The organism is Arenibacter algicola, from assembly GCF_018860365.1.
GTDB lineage: Bacteria > Bacteroidota > Bacteroidia > Flavobacteriales > Flavobacteriaceae > Arenibacter > Arenibacter algicola_B.
Map to the genome: position 1 here is coordinate 17,904 of NZ_JAHKPO010000018.1, position 21,071 is coordinate 38,974.

General features: G+C 39.3%; 23 protein-coding genes. 4 read left to right on the plus strand and 19 right to left on the minus strand.

Annotated features, from left to right (window positions below):
* Positions 1 to 410 precede the first annotated feature (410 nt).
* Both KO529_RS15525 and cls read left to right on the plus strand, forming a co-directional pair.
* Positions 411 to 962, plus strand: a complete 552-nt coding sequence (locus KO529_RS15525) for a hypothetical protein (RefSeq protein WP_215948781.1) — start codon at positions 411 to 413, stop codon at positions 960 to 962.
* A gap of 258 nt (positions 963 to 1,220) precedes the next feature.
* The gene (gene cls / locus KO529_RS15530) at positions 1,221 to 2,633 is read left to right on the plus strand and encodes a cardiolipin synthase (RefSeq protein ID WP_215948782.1); all 1,413 of its coding nucleotides are present in this window, start codon (positions 1,221 to 1,223) and stop codon (positions 2,631 to 2,633) included.
* Here cls and KO529_RS15535 read toward each other — a convergent pair.
* From KO529_RS15535 to KO529_RS15580, 10 genes are all read right to left on the minus strand, one after another.
* Positions 2,628 to 3,635: a 2-hydroxyacid dehydrogenase gene (locus KO529_RS15535; RefSeq protein ID WP_215948783.1), complete on the minus strand. Its 1,008-nt coding sequence runs from the start codon at positions 3,633 to 3,635 to the stop codon at positions 2,628 to 2,630. The two genes, cls and KO529_RS15535, sit on opposite strands and share 6 nt — an antisense overlap.
* The gene (locus KO529_RS15540; protein WP_215948784.1) at positions 3,616 to 4,272 is read right to left on the minus strand and encodes a hypothetical protein; all 657 of its coding nucleotides are present in this window, start codon (positions 4,270 to 4,272) and stop codon (positions 3,616 to 3,618) included. Before KO529_RS15540 ends, KO529_RS15535 begins: the two co-directional genes overlap by 20 nt.
* 88 nt (positions 4,273 to 4,360) lie before the next feature.
* A complete protein-coding gene (locus KO529_RS15545) occupies positions 4,361 to 4,771 on the minus strand; it encodes a hypothetical protein (RefSeq protein ID WP_215948785.1) in 411 nt (136 codons plus the stop codon).
* 68 nt (positions 4,772 to 4,839) lie between these two features.
* Positions 4,840 to 6,210, minus strand: coding sequence for an MBL fold metallo-hydrolase RNA specificity domain-containing protein (locus KO529_RS15550; RefSeq protein ID WP_215948786.1), 1,371 nt, complete (start codon positions 6,208 to 6,210; stop codon positions 4,840 to 4,842).
* Positions 6,211 to 6,213: 3 nt separating this feature from the next.
* Positions 6,214 to 7,059 carry a restriction endonuclease gene (locus KO529_RS15555; protein WP_215948787.1) on the minus strand — a complete coding sequence of 282 codons (846 nt, stop codon included), beginning with the start codon at positions 7,057 to 7,059 and terminating at the stop codon, positions 6,214 to 6,216.
* Position 7,060: 1 nt separating this feature from the next.
* Entirely contained in the window at positions 7,061 to 7,960 is a 900-nt protein-coding gene (locus tag KO529_RS15560) for a mechanosensitive ion channel family protein (RefSeq protein ID WP_215948788.1), read from the minus strand.
* 70 nt (positions 7,961 to 8,030) lie between these two features.
* Positions 8,031 to 8,444 (minus strand): hypothetical protein, encoded by a 414-nt coding sequence (locus tag KO529_RS15565; RefSeq protein WP_215948789.1) that lies wholly within the window; start codon positions 8,442 to 8,444, stop codon positions 8,031 to 8,033.
* A gap of 12 nt (positions 8,445 to 8,456) precedes the next feature.
* Positions 8,457 to 9,302 carry a universal stress protein gene (locus KO529_RS15570; RefSeq protein WP_215948790.1) on the minus strand — a complete coding sequence of 282 codons (846 nt, stop codon included), beginning with the start codon at positions 9,300 to 9,302 and terminating at the stop codon, positions 8,457 to 8,459.
* Positions 9,303 to 9,364: 62 nt separating this feature from the next.
* Complete coding sequence (locus KO529_RS15575) at positions 9,365 to 10,210, minus strand: universal stress protein (RefSeq protein ID WP_215948791.1); 846 nt, start codon at positions 10,208 to 10,210, stop codon at positions 9,365 to 9,367.
* Between the two features lie 10 nt (positions 10,211 to 10,220).
* On the minus strand, positions 10,221 to 11,057 hold the full coding sequence (locus KO529_RS15580; protein WP_215948792.1) for a universal stress protein: 837 nt from the start codon (positions 11,055 to 11,057) through the stop codon (positions 10,221 to 10,223).
* 114 nt (positions 11,058 to 11,171) lie between these two features.
* Between KO529_RS15580 and trxA the strand changes: the two genes are divergently transcribed.
* A complete protein-coding gene (trxA, locus tag KO529_RS15585) occupies positions 11,172 to 11,471 on the plus strand; it encodes a thioredoxin (protein WP_215948793.1) in 300 nt (99 codons plus the stop codon).
* Between the two features lie 44 nt (positions 11,472 to 11,515).
* Here trxA and KO529_RS15590 read toward each other — a convergent pair whose 3' ends face one another.
* The 8 genes from KO529_RS15590 to KO529_RS15625 all read right to left on the minus strand — a co-directional run bounded on the left by KO529_RS15590 (position 11,516) and on the right by KO529_RS15625 (position 19,697).
* Positions 11,516 to 12,355 carry a universal stress protein gene (locus KO529_RS15590; protein ID WP_215948794.1) on the minus strand — a complete coding sequence of 280 codons (840 nt, stop codon included), beginning with the start codon at positions 12,353 to 12,355 and terminating at the stop codon, positions 11,516 to 11,518.
* A gap of 134 nt (positions 12,356 to 12,489) precedes the next feature.
* The gene (locus KO529_RS15595; RefSeq protein ID WP_215948795.1) at positions 12,490 to 13,350 is read right to left on the minus strand and encodes a universal stress protein; all 861 of its coding nucleotides are present in this window, start codon (positions 13,348 to 13,350) and stop codon (positions 12,490 to 12,492) included.
* Between the two features lie 165 nt (positions 13,351 to 13,515).
* Positions 13,516 to 14,364 carry a universal stress protein gene (locus KO529_RS15600; protein WP_215948796.1) on the minus strand — a complete coding sequence of 283 codons (849 nt, stop codon included), beginning with the start codon at positions 14,362 to 14,364 and terminating at the stop codon, positions 13,516 to 13,518.
* Positions 14,361 to 15,230 carry a universal stress protein gene (locus tag KO529_RS15605; RefSeq protein ID WP_215948797.1) on the minus strand — a complete coding sequence of 290 codons (870 nt, stop codon included), beginning with the start codon at positions 15,228 to 15,230 and terminating at the stop codon, positions 14,361 to 14,363. Before KO529_RS15605 ends, KO529_RS15600 begins: the two co-directional genes overlap by 4 nt.
* Positions 15,231 to 15,247: 17 nt before the next feature.
* Entirely contained in the window at positions 15,248 to 16,093 is an 846-nt protein-coding gene (locus KO529_RS15610) for a universal stress protein (RefSeq protein ID WP_215948798.1), read from the minus strand.
* Between the two features lie 95 nt (positions 16,094 to 16,188).
* Positions 16,189 to 17,025, minus strand: a complete 837-nt coding sequence (locus tag KO529_RS15615) for a universal stress protein (RefSeq protein WP_215948799.1) — start codon at positions 17,023 to 17,025, stop codon at positions 16,189 to 16,191.
* Positions 17,026 to 17,125: 100 nt separating this feature from the next.
* Positions 17,126 to 18,178, minus strand: coding sequence for a response regulator (locus tag KO529_RS15620; RefSeq protein WP_215948800.1), 1,053 nt, complete (start codon positions 18,176 to 18,178; stop codon positions 17,126 to 17,128).
* 7 nt (positions 18,179 to 18,185) lie between these two features.
* Positions 18,186 to 19,697 carry a sensor histidine kinase gene (locus tag KO529_RS15625; RefSeq protein ID WP_215948801.1) on the minus strand — a complete coding sequence of 504 codons (1,512 nt, stop codon included), beginning with the start codon at positions 19,695 to 19,697 and terminating at the stop codon, positions 18,186 to 18,188.
* A gap of 92 nt (positions 19,698 to 19,789) precedes the next feature.
* Here KO529_RS15625 and KO529_RS15630 point away from each other — a divergent pair, with 92 nt between their 5' ends.
* Positions 19,790 to 20,194 (plus strand): hypothetical protein, encoded by a 405-nt coding sequence (locus KO529_RS15630; RefSeq protein ID WP_215948802.1) that lies wholly within the window; start codon positions 19,790 to 19,792, stop codon positions 20,192 to 20,194.
* A gap of 32 nt (positions 20,195 to 20,226) precedes the next feature.
* On the opposite strand, the gene KO529_RS15635 is transcribed toward KO529_RS15630, so the two are convergent.
* Positions 20,227 to 21,051 (minus strand): universal stress protein, encoded by an 825-nt coding sequence (locus KO529_RS15635; RefSeq protein ID WP_215948803.1) that lies wholly within the window; start codon positions 21,049 to 21,051, stop codon positions 20,227 to 20,229.
* Positions 21,052 to 21,071: the final 20 nt, after the last annotated feature.

Consider the following 21,071-nt stretch of genomic DNA (forward strand, 5'->3'; position numbering starts at 1 on the left):
AGTTTTAATAGCGCAAGGCCAAACACTATCTTACTTGTGTTGATATCGGGCATCGAGGTCTTTTAAAGTACCTAGGGGGGGGATTAGAACCGGATTCCCATTTTTTTTGACGATAGATTCAATCGTTTTTCCCAATTAGGTTTACAGAGAATTTTATCCCATTTGCGGCAATTCCTAGATCGCTTCTGCAAATAATATCACTTAATATTCAACTTCATGGATATTGTAATACCTCAAATAATTAATACACTGCTCTAGATTGGGATTAACCCAACTATGCTAAATGTTGACATTTTTTAAGATTTGTTGTCAATGTGCAGTTAAAATAGCATATAAATTGGAAAATCCTGCTGTTTCATGAGGAAGTGTATGTCTATAAATTTGTAGGCGTATTCTTTAAATACTTCGTTATGAAAAAAATGAATTTTTATCCCAAGACTTGGCAAGTGGTACCACTGCTTTCCGATAGGTATCTGTTGGATTCAGATGGAAAATGTATAAAGGATTTGGTCTTGCGGAATAGCTATGCCACGGATATGAAAGTGTCCGAAATGGATTTGAACATTACTAAGTTTTCTGCTATAGATACCCATGGACAGGAGCATTTTATTGGGGACTTCCCAGGTCAGGCTTCCATACCTATCAAAGGTATGCATACGGGCCTATTTCTAAAATCCAAAAGCGTCCTTAGCTTGGAAAAAGGTTCTTACAGTGCATTCAGATTTTATCTTGGCAAATCTGGGAGCAAGATAATCTATAGTGATAGATTTCAAGAACGTGCGGACGGAATTAAATTCCTGGACTTCGAGATAGTGAACGGACTAACCATTGAAGGGGAGGAGTCGCCCGAAGCTATTCTCCGGTTTGATTTTGTACCCTTTAAAACAATGGGACTTTTGAAGTCCATTGCACAATTTTTTAAAGGCCCTGCTGCACTTGTGGGCAAGCTCGCACACTCGTAGGTCTGGAAATCCAAAAAGCCCGTTGATTGGGACAAAATCAGTTTCCAGAGATGTAATGGCCTAAATAATACGGACTACAAACAACCCACAGAACATGAGTAACTTGTTTTGTGGGTTTTATATTTAGCATTCACTGTTTAATGGATAGCTGTAAATAGTTCAATCCTATCAATAGCTGATAATTATCATAGTTAAAACACAACAATTCCCGAACTTTGTTCATTGCACTTATCCCAGTCAACAAACTAAAAAGGAAACATGTGGAATGCTATTTTTCTTAGTCTTTATTTACTTATTGCTTTAGTCATTATCATAAGTATCCTTTTGCACGGCGCAAAACCTTCAAAAAGTTTGGCCTGGCTTCTGGCCATTTTTACCATTCCGGTAGGTGGGATGTTTCTTTATCTTCTTCTGGGAAGAAATCGAAGAAAAAATAAGTTGCTGAAATTAAAAAAGAAGGCCTTTTTAAATTTGCCGGAACCCCTAATGCAGCACATGGCTTCCATGAGCGGGAGGCACCAAAAACTAATGACCTTGGTATACCGGAATTCACATTTCCCTCCAACGGACAATAATGAACTCAAACTGCTGAAAGATGGAAAAACGACCTTCGAATCTATTTTCGAAGCTTTGGAAAACGCCCAATACCGTATACATCTACAATACTACATTTTTGAAGAAGGGGAACTTACGCAAAGGCTATTGCAACTTTTTGAGCGTAAAATTGCGGAAGGGGTGGAGGTTAGAATGATCTATGACGGTATTGGCAGCTTTTCATTAAGTAAGGCCTATTTGAAAAAATTAACAATTATAGGTGTAGAGGTATATCCTTTTCTGCCGTTCAAGTTCGGGCGGTTTTTTTCTTCCTTAAACTATAGGAATCATAGAAAGATCATTGTTGTAGATGGCAAGGTGGCATTTACCGGGGGAATCAACGTATCTGATAAATACTTAAAAGGTGATGTGGAACTGGGCAATTGGCACGATATGCACCTAAGATTGAAGGGTACTTCAGCGAGTCATTTGGATTTTGTTTTTGCAATGGATTGGTATTTGGTTTGTCAGAAGACGATTTCTGTGCTGCCCTTGGATACTGATAAAGGTGCTATTGAAAAAAATGAAGGTAAACTTGTACAGATCGTCTCTGGGGGACCGGATGATGATTTCCCTTCCTTGGAACAGACTTACTTTACAATTATAAATAAGGCGAAGAATTATCTGTTTATTACCAATCCCTATGTAATTCCCGGACAGGCTATAATGGAGGCCTTACAGACCGCCGCTTTGGGAGGTGTGGACATACGCTTGATGGTTTCCGAGAATGCGGACAACAAAATAGTAAGTTGTAGCGTGCGGTCTTATTTTGAGCCCCTTCTTAAATCCGGGGTGAAGATCTATTTATTTCCTGACGGATTTTTACATAGTAAAATCATTGTTAGTGATGATACTATAGCTACCATAGGCACGGCCAATTTGGATGATAGGAGCTTTGAACAGAACTATGAAGTAAATGCCATTGTTTATGATGCCCCTTTTGCACAGCTGTTGAAGGAGGATTTTCTTAAGGACGCCTATTCAAGTAGAATGCTGGTCTACGAAGATCATATAAAAAGACCTTGGGGTGAAAAACTAAAAGAAGGTTTTGGAAAAGTGTTTAGTCCGTTGTTATGAATTGATCATTTCAAGACCCAGTTCGTTCTGGCATGGTTTACCTTCTTCCCAACTATTTAGATTTTCATAAGTAACTTCGGCAATATTGGTCAACGCCTCTTTGGTTATAAAACCTTGGTGGGGTGTAAGAAGTACATTGGAAAAGGATAATAATTTTATTAGGGTCTCATCTTTGATTCCATCAATAGAATTATCCTTAAAGAACGAGCCTATTTCCTTTTCATAAACATCTGTGCAGTAGCCGCCAATTGCGTTTTTTTCCAAAGCATTGATCAATTCTTTAGTTTCCACTAAGGCTCCTCTTGCAGTATTTATCAAAACAACCTCCGGTTTCATTAAGGCTAATTTTTGTTTGTCTATTAAATAGTAGTTCTCTTGGGTGAGCGGAATGTGAAGGCTAATTATATCCGATTGTTCACAAAGCTTGTCCAAGGAAGTGTAGGTAAGATCATATAATTGAACAAGTTTATAATCGGGTTTAAGGTCGTGGGCCAATATTTTGCAACCAAAACCATGCATGATTTTTGCCATTACACTGCCAATTTTGCCAGTTCCAACAATGCCTACGGTCTTTCCGTTCAAATCGAAGCCCATCAGATTGTTTTGTAGAAAATTATAGGAGTGTACCTGCCTATCTGCCAAAATAATCTTCCGGTTAAGTGCCTGCAATTGGGCAACGGCATGTTCGGCAATGGAGTAGGGGGAATACTCTGGGACATTGGCTACCTTAAGCCCAAATTTATGTGCTGTTTTTAGATGCACGTTGTTATACCCGGCCGAACGCAAGCTAATATAAAGAACGCCCAAATCCGATAACTTTTCCACTACTAGGGCGGAGGCATCATCTCCGGAAAATATGGAAACCGCCTTATGGCCAACAGCTTGGATGGCCGTCTCTGCATTTAAGGCATCTTTTGTAAAGGTAACTTTATGACCGTTGTTATTGGCGCTATTTAAAAAAGGGATTTCAAAATCTTTAGCGCTATAGACCAGTAATTTCATTTTTTTCTTCTTTGATAAATATTAGATCTTGGTCTTCCATGGCCAGTATAACAAGCTTTATATAATCTTTGATGGTTTTTTGTATGTTCTTGGGGTCTGAGATGTCTATACTTCCCCTCCAGATCATAGACCTTTCCTTGCCTTCACAAATACAGTAAAGTGTGGTCTCGGCATGGTATACCGTAAATTTATCATAATATCCTTGGTCATAATAGATGTCCTGGTGACTTAGATAATCGTCATTAAATCTTCCTTGGTAATTGTTCCACCTTGAAATGGATTTCAAAAAACTTTCCTTATCCTCCGAACCAACAACTTTGGTAAACAGTATAGCATCAAAATCTTTATCCAGAAGACTTTGTTCCACATCATCCAGTTCTTTTTCGGTCTTACGGGTATCGGTAAAGGAAACATCAAAAACATCAAGGCTGCGCATGGCTTCAACATTTCGTTTGCTAAATTCTTTCTGCATGTTCGTTTCAAAATCCATCCTGGCTTCCTCGTCAGACGCCATTCCTACTATCAACACTTTATTGGCATGGAACAGTACAGTGTCCGGATTTTTCCAGTTTTCAACCAAACTAGTGGAAGAGCATCCCGTTAGTAGTATTGCGAATAGAATTAATATTTTTTTCATGGTATAAGCCTTTGTAATAATAGTATTTTTTAATTTCAGGAATAGTTGCGAAGGTAGCAGATGTGCTAATGAAATAATATGACGTTGGTCAGTTATTAAGAATGCTCCCCGTATAATTGAAAATTTCGCTTTTTAGATTTTGGTAAGCCCCCTGACATTCGTCGACCTCCAATTGAAGACTATCATTTTTTTTAATGTCGTCCGCACTAATGGCGCTGTCCGCTATATCCAACTCAGTACCTAAATTGTTTTCGTGCAATGAAATTTGGGTTCTTACGGCCGCATTTCTATTTTCGATATCCTTCAAACGGGTTTTGTAATCCTGTAAACGTTCAAAGAGGTTAGGGATGTTGGGCCTAAAGGCATTGGAATCCAATAGCCGTTTTATAAAAACAATTTCCTCATCCATTAACTGAAACCTCAATTTCCATTGCTGAATTTTCCAGTGCAATAGGGTAACTTTCCCCCCGTTATCTGTGGCCGTATTTTTCTTTTCCATTTTTTTTGGATCTTGGATAAAGTTAAGAACTTTTAAAAACCTCCGCAATGAGATTCGTCATCGCAGGTTTAGATGAATATTTCTTGTATGTCGTTGAGTTTAGGGATTTGTACGTTCCATCCATGAACATCCCTGATCTTGACTCTAAAGGCATCCAAGGAGGTAGGTTCCCCATGGATAAGGAAAACTGTTTCCGGAATATTTTCAATTTCCTCCATCCAATGTAACAACTCGCTTTGATCGGCATGGGCAGAAAGACTTTCCAAATGATGAATTTTTGCTTTAACCGGATAATATTTTCCAAACAGCTTTATTTCATAGGCCCCTTCCAATAGTTGGCGTCCGCGGGTTCCTTCCGCTTGGAAACCCACTAATAAAACCGATGTTGATGGAATGTCTATCAACTGTTTTAAATAGGTAAGAACCCTGCCTCCCGTTACCATGCCGCTTCCGGCGATCACAATTTTAGATCTGGGATCATCGATAGTCTTCCAAGTGTCGGCATAGGAGGTTATAATATTGAAGTGATTGCACATGGCACGGTACTCGTTCATAGGAAGCTTGTGCCAATGTGGAAATTGTTCAAAAACAGACAACACATTGTTGCCCATAGGACTATCTATAAATACAGGGATATTGGGGATCTTATTTTTTTTATACAACCGCCAAAGTAGGTACATTAAAGATTGTAGTCGCTCCACGGCAAAGGACGGGATGATCAGATTTCCCCTTTCCTGAATGGTTGTTTTTATGAGATTGCTAAGTATTGTTTCCACGTCTTCCTCAGGATGTAATTTATTCCCATAGGTGCTTTCCACAAAAAGATAGTCGGCCCATTTTGGACGTTCAGGGGCTTCCAATAGATCATCATGTAACCTACCAACGTCTCCAGAAAAAACGAATAGTTTTCCGAAGATTTCCAGTTCAATATAGGTCGCTCCAATGATATGACCGTTATATCGGTATTTGAAGCGAATATGTTCTGACAGGGTAATCCATTGGTCCTTTTCCTTGGATTGGAACAGATCTATAGTACGCTCTGCGTCTTTTATCGTGTAAAAAGGGAGTGCGGGGTCATGCTTACTATAACCTTCCTTATTGGCCTGCTCTGCTTCTTCTTCGTGTATCTTGGCACTGTCCAAAAGAATTATTCTAGTAACCGCCAAAGTGGGTGCTGTTCCCACAATTTTTCCCTTAAAGCCTTCCTTTAATAATCTGGGCAAGTAGCCTGTATGGTCTAGATGTCCGTGGGTCAATAGGACCAAATCTATTTTAGAGACATCTATGGGCAAGGGATTCCAGTTTTGTTGTCGTAGTTCCTTTAGTCCTTGGAACATGCCACAATCGATCATCAGATTCAATTCAGGCGTTTCCAAATAGAATTTAGAGCCTGTTACGGTACCCGAAGCACCCAGAAAATGTATTTTTATAGTATTCATGTTCTAATGATTGCAAAGTTTTTTAATTTCGTTCAGGATCTTTTCTTTCCTGGAATTGGACATTCCCAAATGGTCCAAAAAGAACTTATCTTTCCAAAGCTGCCTACATAACACAACATCCCTACTCAACAAAAACTGTTTTTCCCTATTACTGAGCAGGGTGGATACGGTGATGGGGTAAAGTCCCAAACGATCAATACGGTCCTTAAGTCCATCATTTAATGGTAGGTCCCAACTCAATAGGTACATTCCTGCACATTTACCATAGGCTATGGCATCGCCGGTAAAACGGGTGTTGGTTACTACCCATCCTTTATCCAGTTCCCTATTTTCTGTTTTCTTGGTGGCCCAATGTGCTTTTACATCGTTATATCTGGAATGGATGTATAGGGGAATCTTAACATTGCAGTTGCGCCCTTCTTCCGAGTGGAACTTACATTCTATAACAGTGACCGTTCCATTCTTTTCTGCAATAACATCAATTTCATGGGTTACACAGATACCGTTCATAATTTCATCTACACGGGTTTTGTAACCCGAATATTCCAGGATGGCGGCCACAAAACGTTCAAAGGGAAAGCCTGTGGGTCCCAATTCGTAAATGGCTTTTTTTAGTTTGTATTTTGAGGCAAAGACCGATTCGTTCTTTTTTAGAAGGGCATAGGCCCTATTGTAGATCTCATTGGTGGAGATGCCCTCATAGAGTTCATCCTTTACCTTGCCAACAATTTGTTCTACCAGATTATGGTCGGCTCCACTGTGTTTAAGGGATTTACGCAGTTTATCCATGGAAAATATGGCCCGTTCCCCAGAGGATTTTAGAATTTCAATGTCCAATTCCTTTTCCATATCATTGCTTTAGGTTAATATCCAATTCTGGTATTTTTAAAAGTTGCAGGGTGGTAGAAGCAAGTTTCACTTTGTCATCCGTAGCCATAAGGGCCTGTACTATCTGCTCGAACAATTCGTGCTTTGTAATACGTCTTAATTTATAATCCGTGATATACCTTAAGTTTATCGCAATCCAATTATCCGTTGGACTAATGGCCAGGGTAGGGGCAATTTTGGCATTTTCTATATAATAGTGCTCCACCATTTCCTCCCATTTTGCCAATGAATTCTTGGTGTATTCCGAAAGGAAATCCGTAGCCTTTTCCAAGACCAGTTTTTTTGCCAACGTAACATCGGAATCATAGGTTATAAGTATATTTAGTTCATCCCAAACAAAGGGGAAATCCATGGAATAGTTCTTTATGGGACCTTTAAAAACAAAGGCGTTGCTGATTTTTACGATCCTACCCGAATAATTGTCACTGCTGACCCATTCCCCAATTTCCATTAGGGTAGTATAGATGCTATCTATATCAATGACATCCCCTTTAATACCGTTAATTTCAATTCGGTCCCCGGGTTTATAGACCTTTACAAAAAAGATATAGAAGGATCCCGCAATACTTAGGATCAATTCTTGTAGTGTAAATGTTATACCAGCAGTAAACAGACCTATAATAATGGTATAGTCCTTAATACTTTCTACCGTAAATGCCATTAGGATCAATAGCGCAATTAGTACGTAGCCAATAATCTCTACTCCTTTTTGCGCCTTGTATCTAACTGAGACGTTGTCTATTCTTTTTTTAAGGACCCTCCGAAGAAACCCAATGAAAATTATTATGGCGAGTATCCATAATAAAAGTTTTGCAATCCGTAATACAACGGGGTCGTTAATAAAGTCCAAGGGACTGTTCATGGGCAATTTATTTTAATAAGACCGCCAGAACAATATTTGTTTCGGCGGTCTCCCAATTAAAAATAACCAACTATTTTTTTTGGCCAAAAAAGTCCCGAACCAAGGCTTTGGTCTGGTTCTCGGTCATGCTATCGGCTTTGGTGACGGCTTTTACTCTTGCTGCCAGGCTTTTGTGGTGTTCCAACAGTTCTTTTCTAAACTTTTCATTGGTATCTGCCGGGCCAAAAAGCGCTATGGCATCCGCATCGCCTATGGCATCTGCGAGTTTTTTAAAATATGTTTTCATTTGTGCCTTCTCCCTTTCCAGATAGGTACGTTCGTGCGTAACATCTTGGGTTGCACCCGATTTTACCCTGGGCCCAGAGGTACCCTTGCGATTAAAAAATTCCATCTCCGAAAAAATGGTTTCCAATTTCTCTTCTTTGTTATCCAAACGGATGATATGGGCTTTTTCCCTATCCATCCATATTCCAATATTTTTCATAATACAGTGTTTTTAAGATTCGTTCAAGGCCAAAATAGGCACGGTGGCGTCATAACCAATTTCCTTCACCAATGGTCTAGAAAATATACTATTGAACAGAAAATGCTTTTTGTTGATAAACGCTATCATGTCGCTGTTCCTACTCTCTACAAAAGTGGTTATTCCCTGGGCGATGTCCTTATCCGTAAGTGTATGGAAGCTATGGTCAACGCCTTTGAGGATGTCGTCCAAGAGTTGTTTGTGGTTTTCTTGGTCTTCGTCCAGTGTAGTTTTTTTCGTAAAGTGTACAACGCGTATGGACGTATTGTGCATCATAGCAATCTCGATCAAATAATTCAATTCCTTGCGACTAAAGGCGGATTTATAATTGGTTGGAAATACAATTTCCTTGGGAATGGAAAACCGCAGATTATCAGGAATTGCCATTACTGGGCACTCCCTTATTTTTTCCATGGCATTTACCGTATTGCTTCCAAAAATAACCCCTTTGGCGCCCGTAGCTCCCTGTGTACCCATTACAACAAGGTCTATATCTTTGCTGTCAATGGTCTGTTTCATAGCCTCTGAGAGAAAATTGAAGGAAGAAATTGTATGATAACTATGTTTTGGGTTGTCATGGTGAAGCTCCAACATGTCCAATAGCTTGGCAAAATCTTCCTCAGATGCCCCTTTGGTAGCTTCGTATTCTGAACTGCCAGGTTCTGGCAATATTAAAGTATTTGTAGTGTAATTGGTCAACCGGAAGACGTTTAAAAAATAGAATTCGCAGTTAAGCTTTGCATAAAGGTCCAAGGCATAGCGTGTGGCGTTCAACGCATTTTTGGAGAAATCGGTAGGAATTAATATTCTTTTGTCCATAACTATGCTTCTTTAGTTTTATTAAATATAATAGGCTTTTGCGACAGTTTCTATGACAATGGTCATTCTTGGGACGGGAGAATTAGGAATGGAATATCGGAATACATACTTAGGTCTTTTACCACTGGTTCACGGGTAAGTTTTTCAAAAAGATTGCGTTTTTCATGTACCATGGCGAACATATCCACTTTCAGTTTTTCTAAAAAAACATCTATTACCTTCGCTTTGTCGTCAAAATTCTTGATCCATTGAAAGGAATGGCCCACATTTCTTAGACCATCTTCCAATTTCTTTCTGTTCTCTTCCTGTGTCTTGTTCAGAATATGTTGTTCTTGAACGTGTACCACCCTAATTGCCGCTTTGGACAAAGAGGCCATGTATAGTAGTTGATCTATTGTTTTTTGGCCACAATCCTTTCTCAAGTCCGTCACAAATGCAATTTCCTTTATTGGGTGGAAATCCATTTCGCCCGGAATGGCCAATAGTGGGCATTTAAGATTATCGGCCACCTTTATGGTATTGCTCCCAAAGAATACATCGGTAGCTTCTGTAAGTCCTTTGTTACCCATAGTTACCAAATGGATCTTAAGTTCCTCTATCTTTTGTTCTATGATATTTACCAAGTCCCCTTTTTGGGATATGGTCTTGAAGGTATGTAGCGGATTTTCATTGTCCAAGACTATTTTGTGCTTGGTATGCGTTAATTTTTCCTTGGAATCCGCTTCCAATTCTTTTAGATGTTTTTTAATATTAAGGATAGGGAGTGTTTTGCCAGGGGATAGGGTAAGTTCCGAATAGGTGTTTAGAATGTAAAAAGTACATTTTTCCGATGCCAAAAGTTTTGATGCGTAGAATAGGGCACAATAGGCATTATTGGAGAAATCGGTGGCAACTAGTATATTCTTCATTATCTATTAATTAAAATTGTGGAATTACCATAAAAGGTATAGTAACGTGGAAACCTATTTTTTTGATAACAGGTTCAATAAAAAGTCGCTCCATAAAAGTATGTTTGTTCTGAACCATGACCAGAAGGTTGATTTTTTCTTTGGACTGGAAGGCATTGATAGCGTCTATAATTTCATTATTGGGAACATCGTGGAATAATGCCTTGTTACCCAAAATCTTTTCAAGGCCTTTCTTTTGCTTCTCTTGATCCGGGGTAAGTTCATAGCCTGTGGATACGTGTAACACATTTATTTGGGATCCATGCTCATTGGCTATTTCCAATAGGGGGCTTAATTTTTCCTGTTTGTATACAATCTCATAGTCTGTTGGAAATAATATTTCCAATGGATTCTCGTATTCAAAATTGGGGGGTACTACTAGAACAGGGCAATTGGCTTTTCTTATGACATGTACCGTATTTGTCCCAAAGAGGATTTCCTCGGCCCCTGTGGCCCCTTTGGTGCCCATTACTACCAAATGTATACCTTCGGATTCAACGGTTTCCATAACTTCGTTCACTAGGGTGTTGAAAGCGGTGTGAATAACAATACTGTGATTAGGGTTGTTGTATTCCTTTTCCAAACGGCTTTTTAGTTTTTCCAGTTGGGTCATGGATGTTTCCTGCATTACATCTCCCAAGCCTATGAGTCCCGGACTTCCAACCAAGTATTCCGCGTTGTACACTGGCGGCATATAGGTATGCATAAGGTAGAATTTACATTTTGCATTTTTGAAGATTTTTAGGGCGTAGCTAATGGCCTTAATGGAGTTGTCTGAAAAATCAGTGGGAAGCAATATTCTTTTCATAGTGTTTATTACATTAGTATGGTAAAACTAAAGCAGAAGAATTTTGAAAACCATGATATTGGTCAGTTCCATATTCTCTTTGTTTAGGTAATTTTACTTTTCAAAAATTTAATTATGAAGGATAGTTTTAACAATATTATCAATTCTGAAACCCCTGTTCTGGTAGATTTTCACGCGGATTGGTGCGGACCTTGTAAAATGTTGGCGCCCATTTTAAAACAGGTCAAGGAAGAAATGGGTAATGCCCTAAAAATTGTAAAGATTGATGTGGACAAGAATCAATCCTTGGCCAGTACTTATCAAGTTAGGGGGGTACCTACCATGTTGCTGTTTAAAAACGGAAAGCAGGTTTGGCGACAATCCGGCGTGCTTCAAAAGAACGACATACTACATGTTGTTAAACAACATATTTAAAGGGCGGTACTAAGGATTCGCCCGGCAATTAAAATCCAACATTCTTATTCGTGAACAATTAGAAATGGAATCTTGGTATGGTAGCTAATTTTTTCGACCGCTGGTTTAAATAGGATGCGTTCCAAGAAGTTTAGGTTCTTGGCTACCATGACCAACATATCCAGATCCCTACTTTCTACAAATGCTTGTACTGCATCATCCAAGTTCTTTACGGTAAGGGTATGGAAGGAATGTTCGTTTTCCCTAAAATAATTCTTTAAAAATTCCTTGTTCTTCATCTGGAGATCGCTGAGGTCCTTTCCTTTTTGGGACACATGTAGGAAGCGCAGTGCAGAGTTGTGCATTATTGCAAGTTCCTTGATATGGTTCAGGACCTTTATATCATAGCTCAATTGGAAATCTGTAGGAAACCCAATTTCCCGGGGGTTATTATACTCGGCGTCTTCGGGCACGGCCAGAACAGCACATCGTACTTTGGTAAGAACATTGCCGGTGTTGCTTCCCAAGGAAACGGCTTTAAGGCCGGTGGCCCCTTTGGTTCCCATTATGATCAGGTCAATATTTTTATCCTTTACTTCTTGCTTAATATGATCTGTAAAAAATCCGTATAGCGCTGTTGTATTAAAGGTATGTTTTGTGTTAAGGGGCAAACGTCCAATCTCTTTAAGCAAATCTTCCAATTTTTCTTTGCTCTCCTTAAGAATGTTTTCCTCCAGAAGTTCCGGTGAAGCATACATGGCTGCCTCACCACCCGAATTATAGGAAATAGGATTTATATGTATAATATGAAACGTACATCTGGTTTTGGAGTACAATGCGGTTCCATATTTAATGGCATTCCAGGCATTGTCAGAGAAGTCGGTCGGGATCAATATATTTTTCATGTAAGTTGTTTTATCGGTTCAATACTGTTCGGTTTTGTTGGCAAGCTTCAATGAATTAAAATTAAGCCCTCCTTAATTGTTTCCCAATGACATATATCATGTTGATTGTAATAGTCGCAAAATGGGAGTGGTATTTAGGGTTCTATTAGGGGGAATATTAAAAAAGGTACTTCCGTATTAAAAGCTACCCGCTTAATAACATTTTCTTTGGTAAGCTTCTCAAAGAAACTATGCCAATAATTTACCATGGCGATCATTCCTATATTTTCATTTTCATGGGTATAGCCATTTATTGCCCCTGAAATATTGTTATGTCCCTTAACCTCTTTAAAATTGTATTCTAGACTAATGAACCGTTTGGGCAATGAATCTTTGGCAGTTTTTTGATGGGGTTGCAATTCCTTGCCCGTATCAATATGTACAATGCTTATTTTGGAGTCCCATAATTTTGCCAATCCTATTAGCGGTACTAATTCTACCTCACTATAAATATGTTCAAAATTTGTGGCAAAGGCTATTTCATCGGGAAGATCAAAATCATAATTTTCCGGAACGGCAATGATAGGGCAGAAGTCTATTTTCTGTATAATCCTTACCGTGTTACTGCCCATAAATACCTCTTTCAGTGCAGAGGAACCTTTGGTTCCCATAAAAATGTATTGTATGCCTTCATCTATTGTGGTTCTTGCTATCGCATTAACCAAGGAATCGGCAATACTTAATCCCTTAAAGGTGTGCTTACTATTTTTGTTTTTGGATTCCAATTCGTCTATTAGGGATTTTATGTCTCTCTTGGATTCGTCTTTTATTGCCCTAAATAGGCGGGTGTCCTTTGCCTTGCCCATAGTACTGCTAAGATTGGATGCCCCAACTTCAAAGGCATGCAAAACATAGAAAACACATTTCACCTTTTCAAAAAGGTAGACGGCGTAGTCTATGGCATTGCGGGCGTTGGTAGAGAAATCTGTAGGTAGGAGTATATGTTTTGCTTTCATGTGTTTGTTTTTATTGCTCTTAGGAGATACACCGGCTTGAAAGATTCGTTCTGTCGTGTGTCGCCTTTGATGATTAAAAAATGTTAAGGCCCTTTCTGAATAGTAATATTCTGAATCATGTGGGGCTAATTTTATAAATGGTTGAACGGTTTTTAGTAGCTCCTCCTATGATTGCCCTGGAAGAAACAAGACCGGCACCATGGAATGGAAGGCTATTTTTTTAATAACTGGCTCATCTATAATTCTCTCCCAAAAGCTATGCCGGTATCTCACCATGGTAAGTAGATCCGCCCTTGTTTCGTTTACGTACTGCTCTACACCGTCCGCAATATTGGATTCGAATCTAAGTTCATGAAGGGAATATTTATAACTGGCCAACCGTTGTTCCAAAATTTTCAGGTTCGCTTTCTGGACATCGGTGAGAATAAATTCTACCGCCACATGTATCACCTGTATTGCTGTGTTCCAAAGTTTTATAAGTTCTATCATGGACAATAGTTCAAACTTTTCATACTTTCTGGTATAATCCGTTGGAAAGACAAGTGTCTTTAGCTGTTGGAAGTTAAAGTCCTTGGGAACCACTAAAATGGAAATATTTTTAAGTTGTTTTAAGATTTTCACCGTATTGCTGCCCATAAAGACTTCCTTTGCACCAGTAGCCCCTTGAGTACCCATAACAACGAGATCTATATCTTTGACAGATACCAATTCCCTGACCGAGCCTTCCAAAGTATCGGATCTGGAAATAGTTTCAAAACTGTGGTTGGGGTTGTTGTGGTTTTGGTTCAGGTAGGACAAAATCTTATCAAGTTCCTTAGCTGAATTCTGTGCCAAGGAGTCATAAACGACGCCTAGTCGCTGTTGACTTTTTTGCCCCAACATGTTCATGGCTTTTGGTTCATAGGCATGTAAAATGAGAAACTTACATTGTACATCGGCATAGAGTTTTAATGCTGTAAATATGGCATTCCAGGCATTATCGGAAAAATCGGTAGGCAGCAGGATTTTTTTCATGTTTTGGCTTTTTGAGGGAGGTCTTTCCAAGTATCCGGTATTACCAAAAAGGGAATCCTCGAGTGGTACCCTATCGAGTCTAAGGTAGATTTTGTAATCAATCTTTCCAAAAATGAATGCTTCCTATTCATTATTGCCAAAAGCCCAATTCTATGTTTTTCCACATATTCATGTATGGCATTGGGCATTAATTCGCCCTTTACCTGCTCAAAGCAATGGTCCATGGTTTCAAGGAAAATGCCTAGGGCTTTTTTATGGACATTTTGTTTCTCGTCAAGAGCATAGTCCTCCTTAACATTCAGTACTATCAATTTAGCCTTATGCACTTTGGATATTTCTGCCAGAAAGCCTAATGATTTGGGGTCATAGGGCGTGGTGTAATCTGTTGGGAAAACTATGGAATCAATTTCCTTAAAGGCATAACCATTGGGAATGGCCAATACCGGAATTCTGGCTTTTTTGATGACATGGACGGTCTGGGTTCCCAAAAAGATTTCCTTGGCTCCTGTAGCCCCTTGGGTTCCCATGGCAATGATGTCTATGCCCTCCCGTTCTGTAACCTCTTCAATTTCATCGGTCAGAATATTAAAGGATGAAATGGTCTTGAATTGATGGTTCTTATTGGGATATTGCTTCCTTATATCCCTTAGTGTTTTTTCCAAACCTGCCTGGGCCGTCTCGACCCCCTTGTCGGGAATAGCACTGTTGACCGGACCGCCCATCATATAATCTACCCTATAAAATGTGGGGGTATAGGTGTGAAGTATATAGAAAAGACATTTTTCATTTTGGAAATAATTCACCGTATACACGATAGCGTTCCAGGCATTGGCGGAAAAATCGGTGGGCAATAATATTTTTTTCATCCTTGCTTCTTTTTAAATTATCGGGGTAGATTCTGCATCACCAAAAAAGGCAGCTTTAATCGTAGCCCAATTTCGTCTACGGTTGATCTGTATAGCATATCTTCCAAGAATGAATGGCGCGAGTTTACCATGACTAAAAGGTTTATGTTATTCTTTTTGATGTAATCCATTATGGCCTCCGCCTTATTCTTAGTGGGAAGTCTTTCAAAAAACAGGAAGGCCTCTGCCAAAGATTCCTTAAGGAAACGTTGGTTGTCTATCTGCCTGTTGCTTAAATCTTCGAAGTCTGAAATATAAAGGCAATGGATTTCCGATTTAAATTCGGATGCCAAGGTGTTCAACAACTTCAATTCCCTACGCTTATATGGCAGCATATAATCTGTGGGAAACAATATTTTTTTGGGCTGATGATATTTATAGTCCAAAGGTATTGCCAGCACAGGGCACTGTACGTATTTGAAAACCTGTACCGTATGGCTGCCGAAGGTAAGTTTTTTGTCGGCAGTTTGCCCTTTTGTACCCATTATCACTAGGTCAACATTTATTTGATTGACAAAATCGTTGACTGCATCCACCAAAGTGTCGAATGCCGAGAGCGTTTCATAAGTGTGTTTTGGATTACTCTCCCTAGCGGTAAGTTTTTGGATAAGATCCTTTAAAGATTTATCCGTAGTATTCTTAACAGTTTTCTTTTGATCTTCAATAGAGGTTTCCCCATTAGTCTTGAACGGGCCATAAACCTCGTCTGCATAAGCATGTAAAAAGTAGAAATTGGCGCGTTCGCATTTGTAAAGATTCAGTGCATAATCTATTGCATGCATTGCACTATTGGAAAAATCGGTAGGAATCAAAACTGTTTTCATGGGTTTTCTTTTGTATACCTACCAAAGTTATTGGTAGGGACATATAAAACCTATGACATTTATCAGTAGCCCAATATCAACATAGGGGAGAGCGTTTATTCGTGCAGGACAAGTAAAGGAACGCTGGTCTGAAAACTAATCTTTTTAATGGTGGTGTCGAACAGCAGTTGTTGCAGAAAATTAAGGTTCTTGGCCACCATGATTACCATATCTATTTTCTCGCTGACCACAAATTGCTCAATGGCACTTTTTGCTTTTTCATGTTTTAGGTTGTGGATACTATGCGATTTTTCATAAAGCTCCAGTAAATAGTCCTTTAGATAGACCATGTTCTGATTTTGGGCTTCATTTAATTGAACATTGGGCTTGGAGACATTAACAACTCGGAGATTGGCTTTGGTGATACGGAGCATTTTTGAAATCGCCTCCAAAATAGAATGGGAATAGAAAATATTGTAATCGGTAGGAAAGGCAATTTCCTTGGGGATGCACTGCACCGCTTTTTCCGGAATCACCAATAGATTACAAGGTACTTTGGTCATGACATTGCCGCTATTACTGCCCAAAATGGTTTCTTTTAGACCCGAAGCCCCTTTGGTCCCCATGACAATTAGATTTATCTTTTTGTCCATTACGGTCTTGCGAATAATATCTATGAGATTTCCGTATTCATGGAGGGCAATAAAGTTATGTTCTTTATTGGTGGTAATGGTCTTGATGCGGGCAAAGGTATCTGCCAGATTATCCCTAAGGGCCATATTCACGGCTTTGGAAGGCATAATAAAGGAATTGCTGTCCACACCGGATTGACTTAGGGCATCAACATGGAGTACGTAAAAATTACATGGGGCATCTTTAAAAAGCTTTATGGCATATTCAATAGCGTTCCAAGAATTTTTGGAAAAATCGGTAGGGAACAGTATATTCTTCATTCAAAATTATATAGCAACATTTGTACAAAACTAGACTTATGGCTATAATTGAAATATGACATTGGTCAGTTTCCAATAAAATATAGTATTGGAAAAATGCTTAATTGATGTATTGCAGGGCCTTTAATTCCTTGATACGGATATTTCTTCCTTCAATATCTATAAGCCCTTCTTTTTTGAACCCGGAAAGTGTGCGTATAAGGCTTTCGGTGGCAATACCGGCTACACTGGCCAAATCGTTTCGGGAAATTTTAATGGGATCCTCGGTTTTTTTGTTCATTATTTCTGCAAACTGCAACAAGGTTTGCGCGGTTTTCTTACGAACGGAACTGTAGGCCATTTGCAACAATTGCTGTTTTATGTCCTTAATATTTCCAGTAAGCAGTTCCATTAGTTCCAAGGAGATATTGTGGTTATTTTCCAATACCTGTTTTAGATTTTCCTTGGATATCCCGGCCAGTTCCACATCCTCAATGGCGGTTGCCGATTCTTGATACGGAATATTGTCTATAAAAGAGGTAAATCCTAAAAAGTCGTCTGCCCTATAGAGGGAAGTGATCAGTTCTTTTCCGTCCTCGTCCATAGTATGGCATTTTACCACTCCTTTTAGGATAAGATATATTTTATGCGAATATGTACCTTCTTGGTAGATAGTACTTCCTTGGAGAAAACTAGTGGGCTCGCCATTGTCGTCAAAAAAATTCTTCAACTCGTTCAAGGTGCGTATCTGATCTTCCGGACCAGCAGTTCCTTGTGATCTTTCCTTTGCCATGCGCCCCAAAAGTTCCACTTTTGCCAAACGACTTTCAATGGCATTTACAAGATCTTCCTCTTCAAAAGGCTTGGTAAGGTAATCGTCAGCGCCCAGATCCATTCCCCGTCGTATCTCCTTGTGCTCGGTTTTGGCAGATAGGAATATAAAGGGAATGTGTCTGGTTTTTTCATCGGAAGACAAGTCCTTTAGAACGCCATAACCATCCACTTCCGGCATCATAATGTCGCAGACGATAATATCCGGCAATTTTTCTTTGGCCATTTGAATACCAATTTTTCCGTTCGGGGCGGTAATCATGGAGTAACCCGAAAGCTCCAAAAGCTCTTCGGTATTTTCGCGTAAGGCCCTATCGTCCTCGATCAATAAAATGGTCTTCATTGTTCTTTCAATTTACGTTTTCTAATGGGATAACTATAGTAAAAATGGATCCCTTATTTTCTTCACTTCGAAATTCAATGGTGGAGCCAAGATTCTCCAAATGCTGTTTGGCAATATTAAGTCCAATGCCCGTACCTTGGTTCAATAATGCATTTTCCGCCCTGAAATAGCGATTGAATATATGTTTTTGGTCTTTTGCGGGTATGCCAATACCACGATCAATAACTTCTATTAATATAGTATCTTTTCCCTTATCCACCGCTAGACTTATGGTTGTATCTTCAGGGGAATATTTAATGGCATTGTGAATTAGGTTGGACAAGGCAAGTTCTAAGGTTTTTTCGTCAAATCTTATGAAAATGTCATCGATATTCTCAGGATATTGGATGGTTTGGCCCGCCTTAAGGAGCATGTTGGCACCATAGACAACCTCGTTTATAATTTTGCTTAGAGGGAAAGTTTCGATCTTGTAATTTACCTTTCCTGAATCCAAACGCTCCACCGAAAGGAAATCGGTTAAAATGGTATCCAAATATCGTACTTTGTTCTTTATTGTTTCTACGTGTTTGTCGCGCTTTTCCTGTTGGTGACTTTCGGTATACTTGGCCAATAGCGTTATAGAGGTAAGTATACTGCTCAAAGGGGTTTTGAATTCATGGGAAACCAAGGAAAGGAAGCGTGTTTTTAGTTCGTTCAGTTCTTTCTCCTTGGCCAGGGCTTCGGTAAGTTGTTTGGTACGCTCTTGGACCTTTTTTTCTAGTTTTTCCGTGTAACTTTTTCGTTCTGTGATATCGAGTATTATGGCAACAAAAACCTGCTCTTCACCAAGAATTGATAATTGAATATGCACTTCTACAGGATAAATAGATCCGTCCTTTCTTTGATGGTCTGTTTCAAACTTTACCTTATCCCTTTCTCCATTCAACAACGGGTCTATAAGTAGTTTAAATTGTGGCACGTCCATATGGGGCTTAATATCCAATGGGGTCATGGCCTTAAAATCTTCCAGGTCATAGCCCATATTTCGTTGGGCCTCTTTGTTGACATTTACAAAATGTAATGAGATAGCATCGAACACGTAGATTTCGTTCAAAGATTCATCAAAGATCCTGGCCCAATGGCTAAGTTCCTTTTCCTTGATCTTACGTTCTGTAATATCGATAACTAGGGCCATTACATAGGTTTCGTCATAAAGCTTAAACGGATTTAGACCCGCCTCGACCGGAAATTCCTCGCCGTTTTTACGTACGCCGTGTAAATCCCTTCCCCGACCCATTTGTCGACGTTCACTTTTATCAATAAAGTCCTCCACATGGTGGCCGTGATGCCCGTGGTACCTTCTGGGTATAAGGGTGTCCAGGGGTTTTCCAAGAAGCTCGCCCTTATGGTAGCCAAACATTCTCCCGGCCGAGGAATTGGTGGCTACAATAAGCTGTTGGGTATTGACAACTATAATTCCTTCGGATACTCCTTCGGAAAGAAGGTTGAATATTTCACTGTTTTTTTGAAAGGCCTGCATAAGCCAAAGATAAAATTTTTAAACTGATTATTGTCATATAAAAAACTTGGTCTATTCGCTATTTTTAGCGCATACACTTGAACAATATAAAAATGAAAAATACAAAGAAAGTAGGTAAGGAATTGTACGAAAACCTGGGAAAATTATTTTATGCCATTGCCATGGCAGATTCCCGCGTACATGGTAAGGAAGTAAGCAAGCTTAGGTCTTTTATTAGAAAATATTGGTTGGAGGTAGATGAGCTGGAGGATGAATTTGGTGCCGACGCGGCCTTTCAAATCGAATCGGTGTTCGATTGGTCAATCGACAATGATTTGGAAAGTGAAGCATGCTACGATGAATTTAAGGATTTCTATAAAGACAATAGAGGTATGTTCAGCGCGTTCATAAAGGTGCTTATATTGGATACAGCGAACGCTATTTCCAATAGTTTTTCAGGAAAAAACAAGGCAGAATTAGTAATGTTGGGCAAATTGGAACTTTTGCTCAAGGAATAATAAAGTAGAAGTGGTTAGGCTCCGATTATTTGTCAGATCTTGAATGTCATAACCGGTAATCTCGCGTGGTTGGCTATATCTTCACCTATACTTCCCAACAAGAAATGAGCAACGCCTTTTCTTCCATGTGTTGGAAGTGCAAGTAGGTCAAATTTTTCGGTCTTACTGAAATTCAGTATTCCATTTTCCACACTACGGTCATTGTATATTTCAACTTTAGATTGGGTATCCCCGGCCTTGAACATGAATTTGGCCATGCGATCATCGGCTTCAGGAGTACTCAAAAAATCCTGATATGGGGTATTGATGTAAACCAATTTTAATTTGGCGGAAAATTTTTGAGCCATCAACTTAACATTTTTAAAGGCCTCTATCATATCCTCCGAATAACTGCAGGCAAATAGGATATTGTTTATAGTGAAGTTTGAATTTTGTTCTTTTATAACCAAAACAGGAATATCGGAAGTGCGGACAACCTTTTCGGTATTGGAGCCGATAAAAATTTCATTGAAGCCTGTACTACCGTGAGAACCCATAACGATCAAATCAATATTTTGTTCCTTGGCAACATTGTTGAGCTCACTGAATACCTTATAGTTCTGCACTATTTTATGAATAGTTATATCCTTTAAATAGGGTTGGTCCAAGAAGGTCTTAAATCTTTTCCTAGCAAGCCCCATAAAGTATTTGGCTTCTTCGTACTCCAAAAATTCCTCTTCGGCATTTACTGCCTCCGAAATTCCCAGCATATGTAATATGGTAATATCCGCGTTCTGCTGTTTGGCTATGCAAGCAGCAGCCTCCAGCGCATAGGCAGAGTGTTCGGAAAAATCAACAGGTACCAATATGTGTTTCATAGTGTATTTTTTATAGTTGT

Excerpts from the sequence above, each read along its gene's own strand:
- cls (WP_215948782.1), top strand. The coding sequence starts at position 1,221 with ATGTGGAATGCTATTTTTCTTAGTCTTTATTTACTTATTGCTTTAGTC.
- KO529_RS15600 (WP_215948796.1), bottom strand. The coding sequence starts at position 14,364 with ATGAAAAAAATCCTGCTGCCTACCGATTTTTCCGATAATGCCTGGAAT.
- KO529_RS15560 (WP_215948788.1), bottom strand. The coding sequence starts at position 7,960 with ATGAACAGTCCCTTGGACTTTATTAACGACCCCGTTGTATTACGGATT.
- KO529_RS15595 (WP_215948795.1), bottom strand. The coding sequence starts at position 13,350 with ATGAAAGCAAAACATATACTCCTACCTACAGATTTCTCTACCAACGCC.
- KO529_RS15610 (WP_215948798.1), bottom strand. The coding sequence starts at position 16,093 with ATGAAAACAGTTTTGATTCCTACCGATTTTTCCAATAGTGCAATGCAT.
- KO529_RS15550 (WP_215948786.1), bottom strand. The coding sequence starts at position 6,210 with ATGAATACTATAAAAATACATTTTCTGGGTGCTTCGGGTACCGTAACA.
- trxA (WP_215948793.1), top strand. The coding sequence starts at position 11,172 with ATGAAGGATAGTTTTAACAATATTATCAATTCTGAAACCCCTGTTCTG.
- KO529_RS15580 (WP_215948792.1), bottom strand. The coding sequence starts at position 11,057 with ATGAAAAGAATATTGCTTCCCACTGATTTTTCAGACAACTCCATTAAG.
- KO529_RS15615 (WP_215948799.1), bottom strand. The coding sequence starts at position 17,025 with ATGAAGAATATACTGTTCCCTACCGATTTTTCCAAAAATTCTTGGAAC.
- KO529_RS15555 (WP_215948787.1), bottom strand. The coding sequence starts at position 7,059 with ATGGAAAAGGAATTGGACATTGAAATTCTAAAATCCTCTGGGGAACGG.
- KO529_RS15570 (WP_215948790.1), bottom strand. The coding sequence starts at position 9,302 with ATGGACAAAAGAATATTAATTCCTACCGATTTCTCCAAAAATGCGTTG.
- KO529_RS15575 (WP_215948791.1), bottom strand. The coding sequence starts at position 10,210 with ATGAAGAATATACTAGTTGCCACCGATTTCTCCAATAATGCCTATTGT.
- KO529_RS15525 (WP_215948781.1), top strand. The coding sequence starts at position 411 with ATGAAAAAAATGAATTTTTATCCCAAGACTTGGCAAGTGGTACCACTG.
- KO529_RS15545 (WP_215948785.1), bottom strand. The coding sequence starts at position 4,771 with ATGGAAAAGAAAAATACGGCCACAGATAACGGGGGGAAAGTTACCCTA.
- KO529_RS15535 (WP_215948783.1), bottom strand. The coding sequence starts at position 3,635 with ATGAAATTACTGGTCTATAGCGCTAAAGATTTTGAAATCCCTTTTTTA.
- KO529_RS15540 (WP_215948784.1), bottom strand. The coding sequence starts at position 4,272 with ATGAAAAAAATATTAATTCTATTCGCAATACTACTAACGGGATGCTCT.
- KO529_RS15620 (WP_215948800.1), bottom strand. The coding sequence starts at position 18,178 with ATGAAGACCATTTTATTGATCGAGGACGATAGGGCCTTACGCGAAAAT.
- KO529_RS15635 (WP_215948803.1), bottom strand. The coding sequence starts at position 21,051 with ATGAAACACATATTGGTACCTGTTGATTTTTCCGAACACTCTGCCTAT.
- KO529_RS15590 (WP_215948794.1), bottom strand. The coding sequence starts at position 12,355 with ATGAAAAATATATTGATCCCGACCGACTTCTCTGACAATGCCTGGAAT.
- KO529_RS15625 (WP_215948801.1), bottom strand. The coding sequence starts at position 19,697 with ATGCAGGCCTTTCAAAAAAACAGTGAAATATTCAACCTTCTTTCCGAA.
- KO529_RS15565 (WP_215948789.1), bottom strand. The coding sequence starts at position 8,444 with ATGAAAAATATTGGAATATGGATGGATAGGGAAAAAGCCCATATCATC.
- KO529_RS15605 (WP_215948797.1), bottom strand. The coding sequence starts at position 15,230 with ATGAAAAAAATATTATTGCCCACCGATTTTTCCGCCAATGCCTGGAAC.
- KO529_RS15630 (WP_215948802.1), top strand. The coding sequence starts at position 19,790 with ATGAAAAATACAAAGAAAGTAGGTAAGGAATTGTACGAAAACCTGGGA.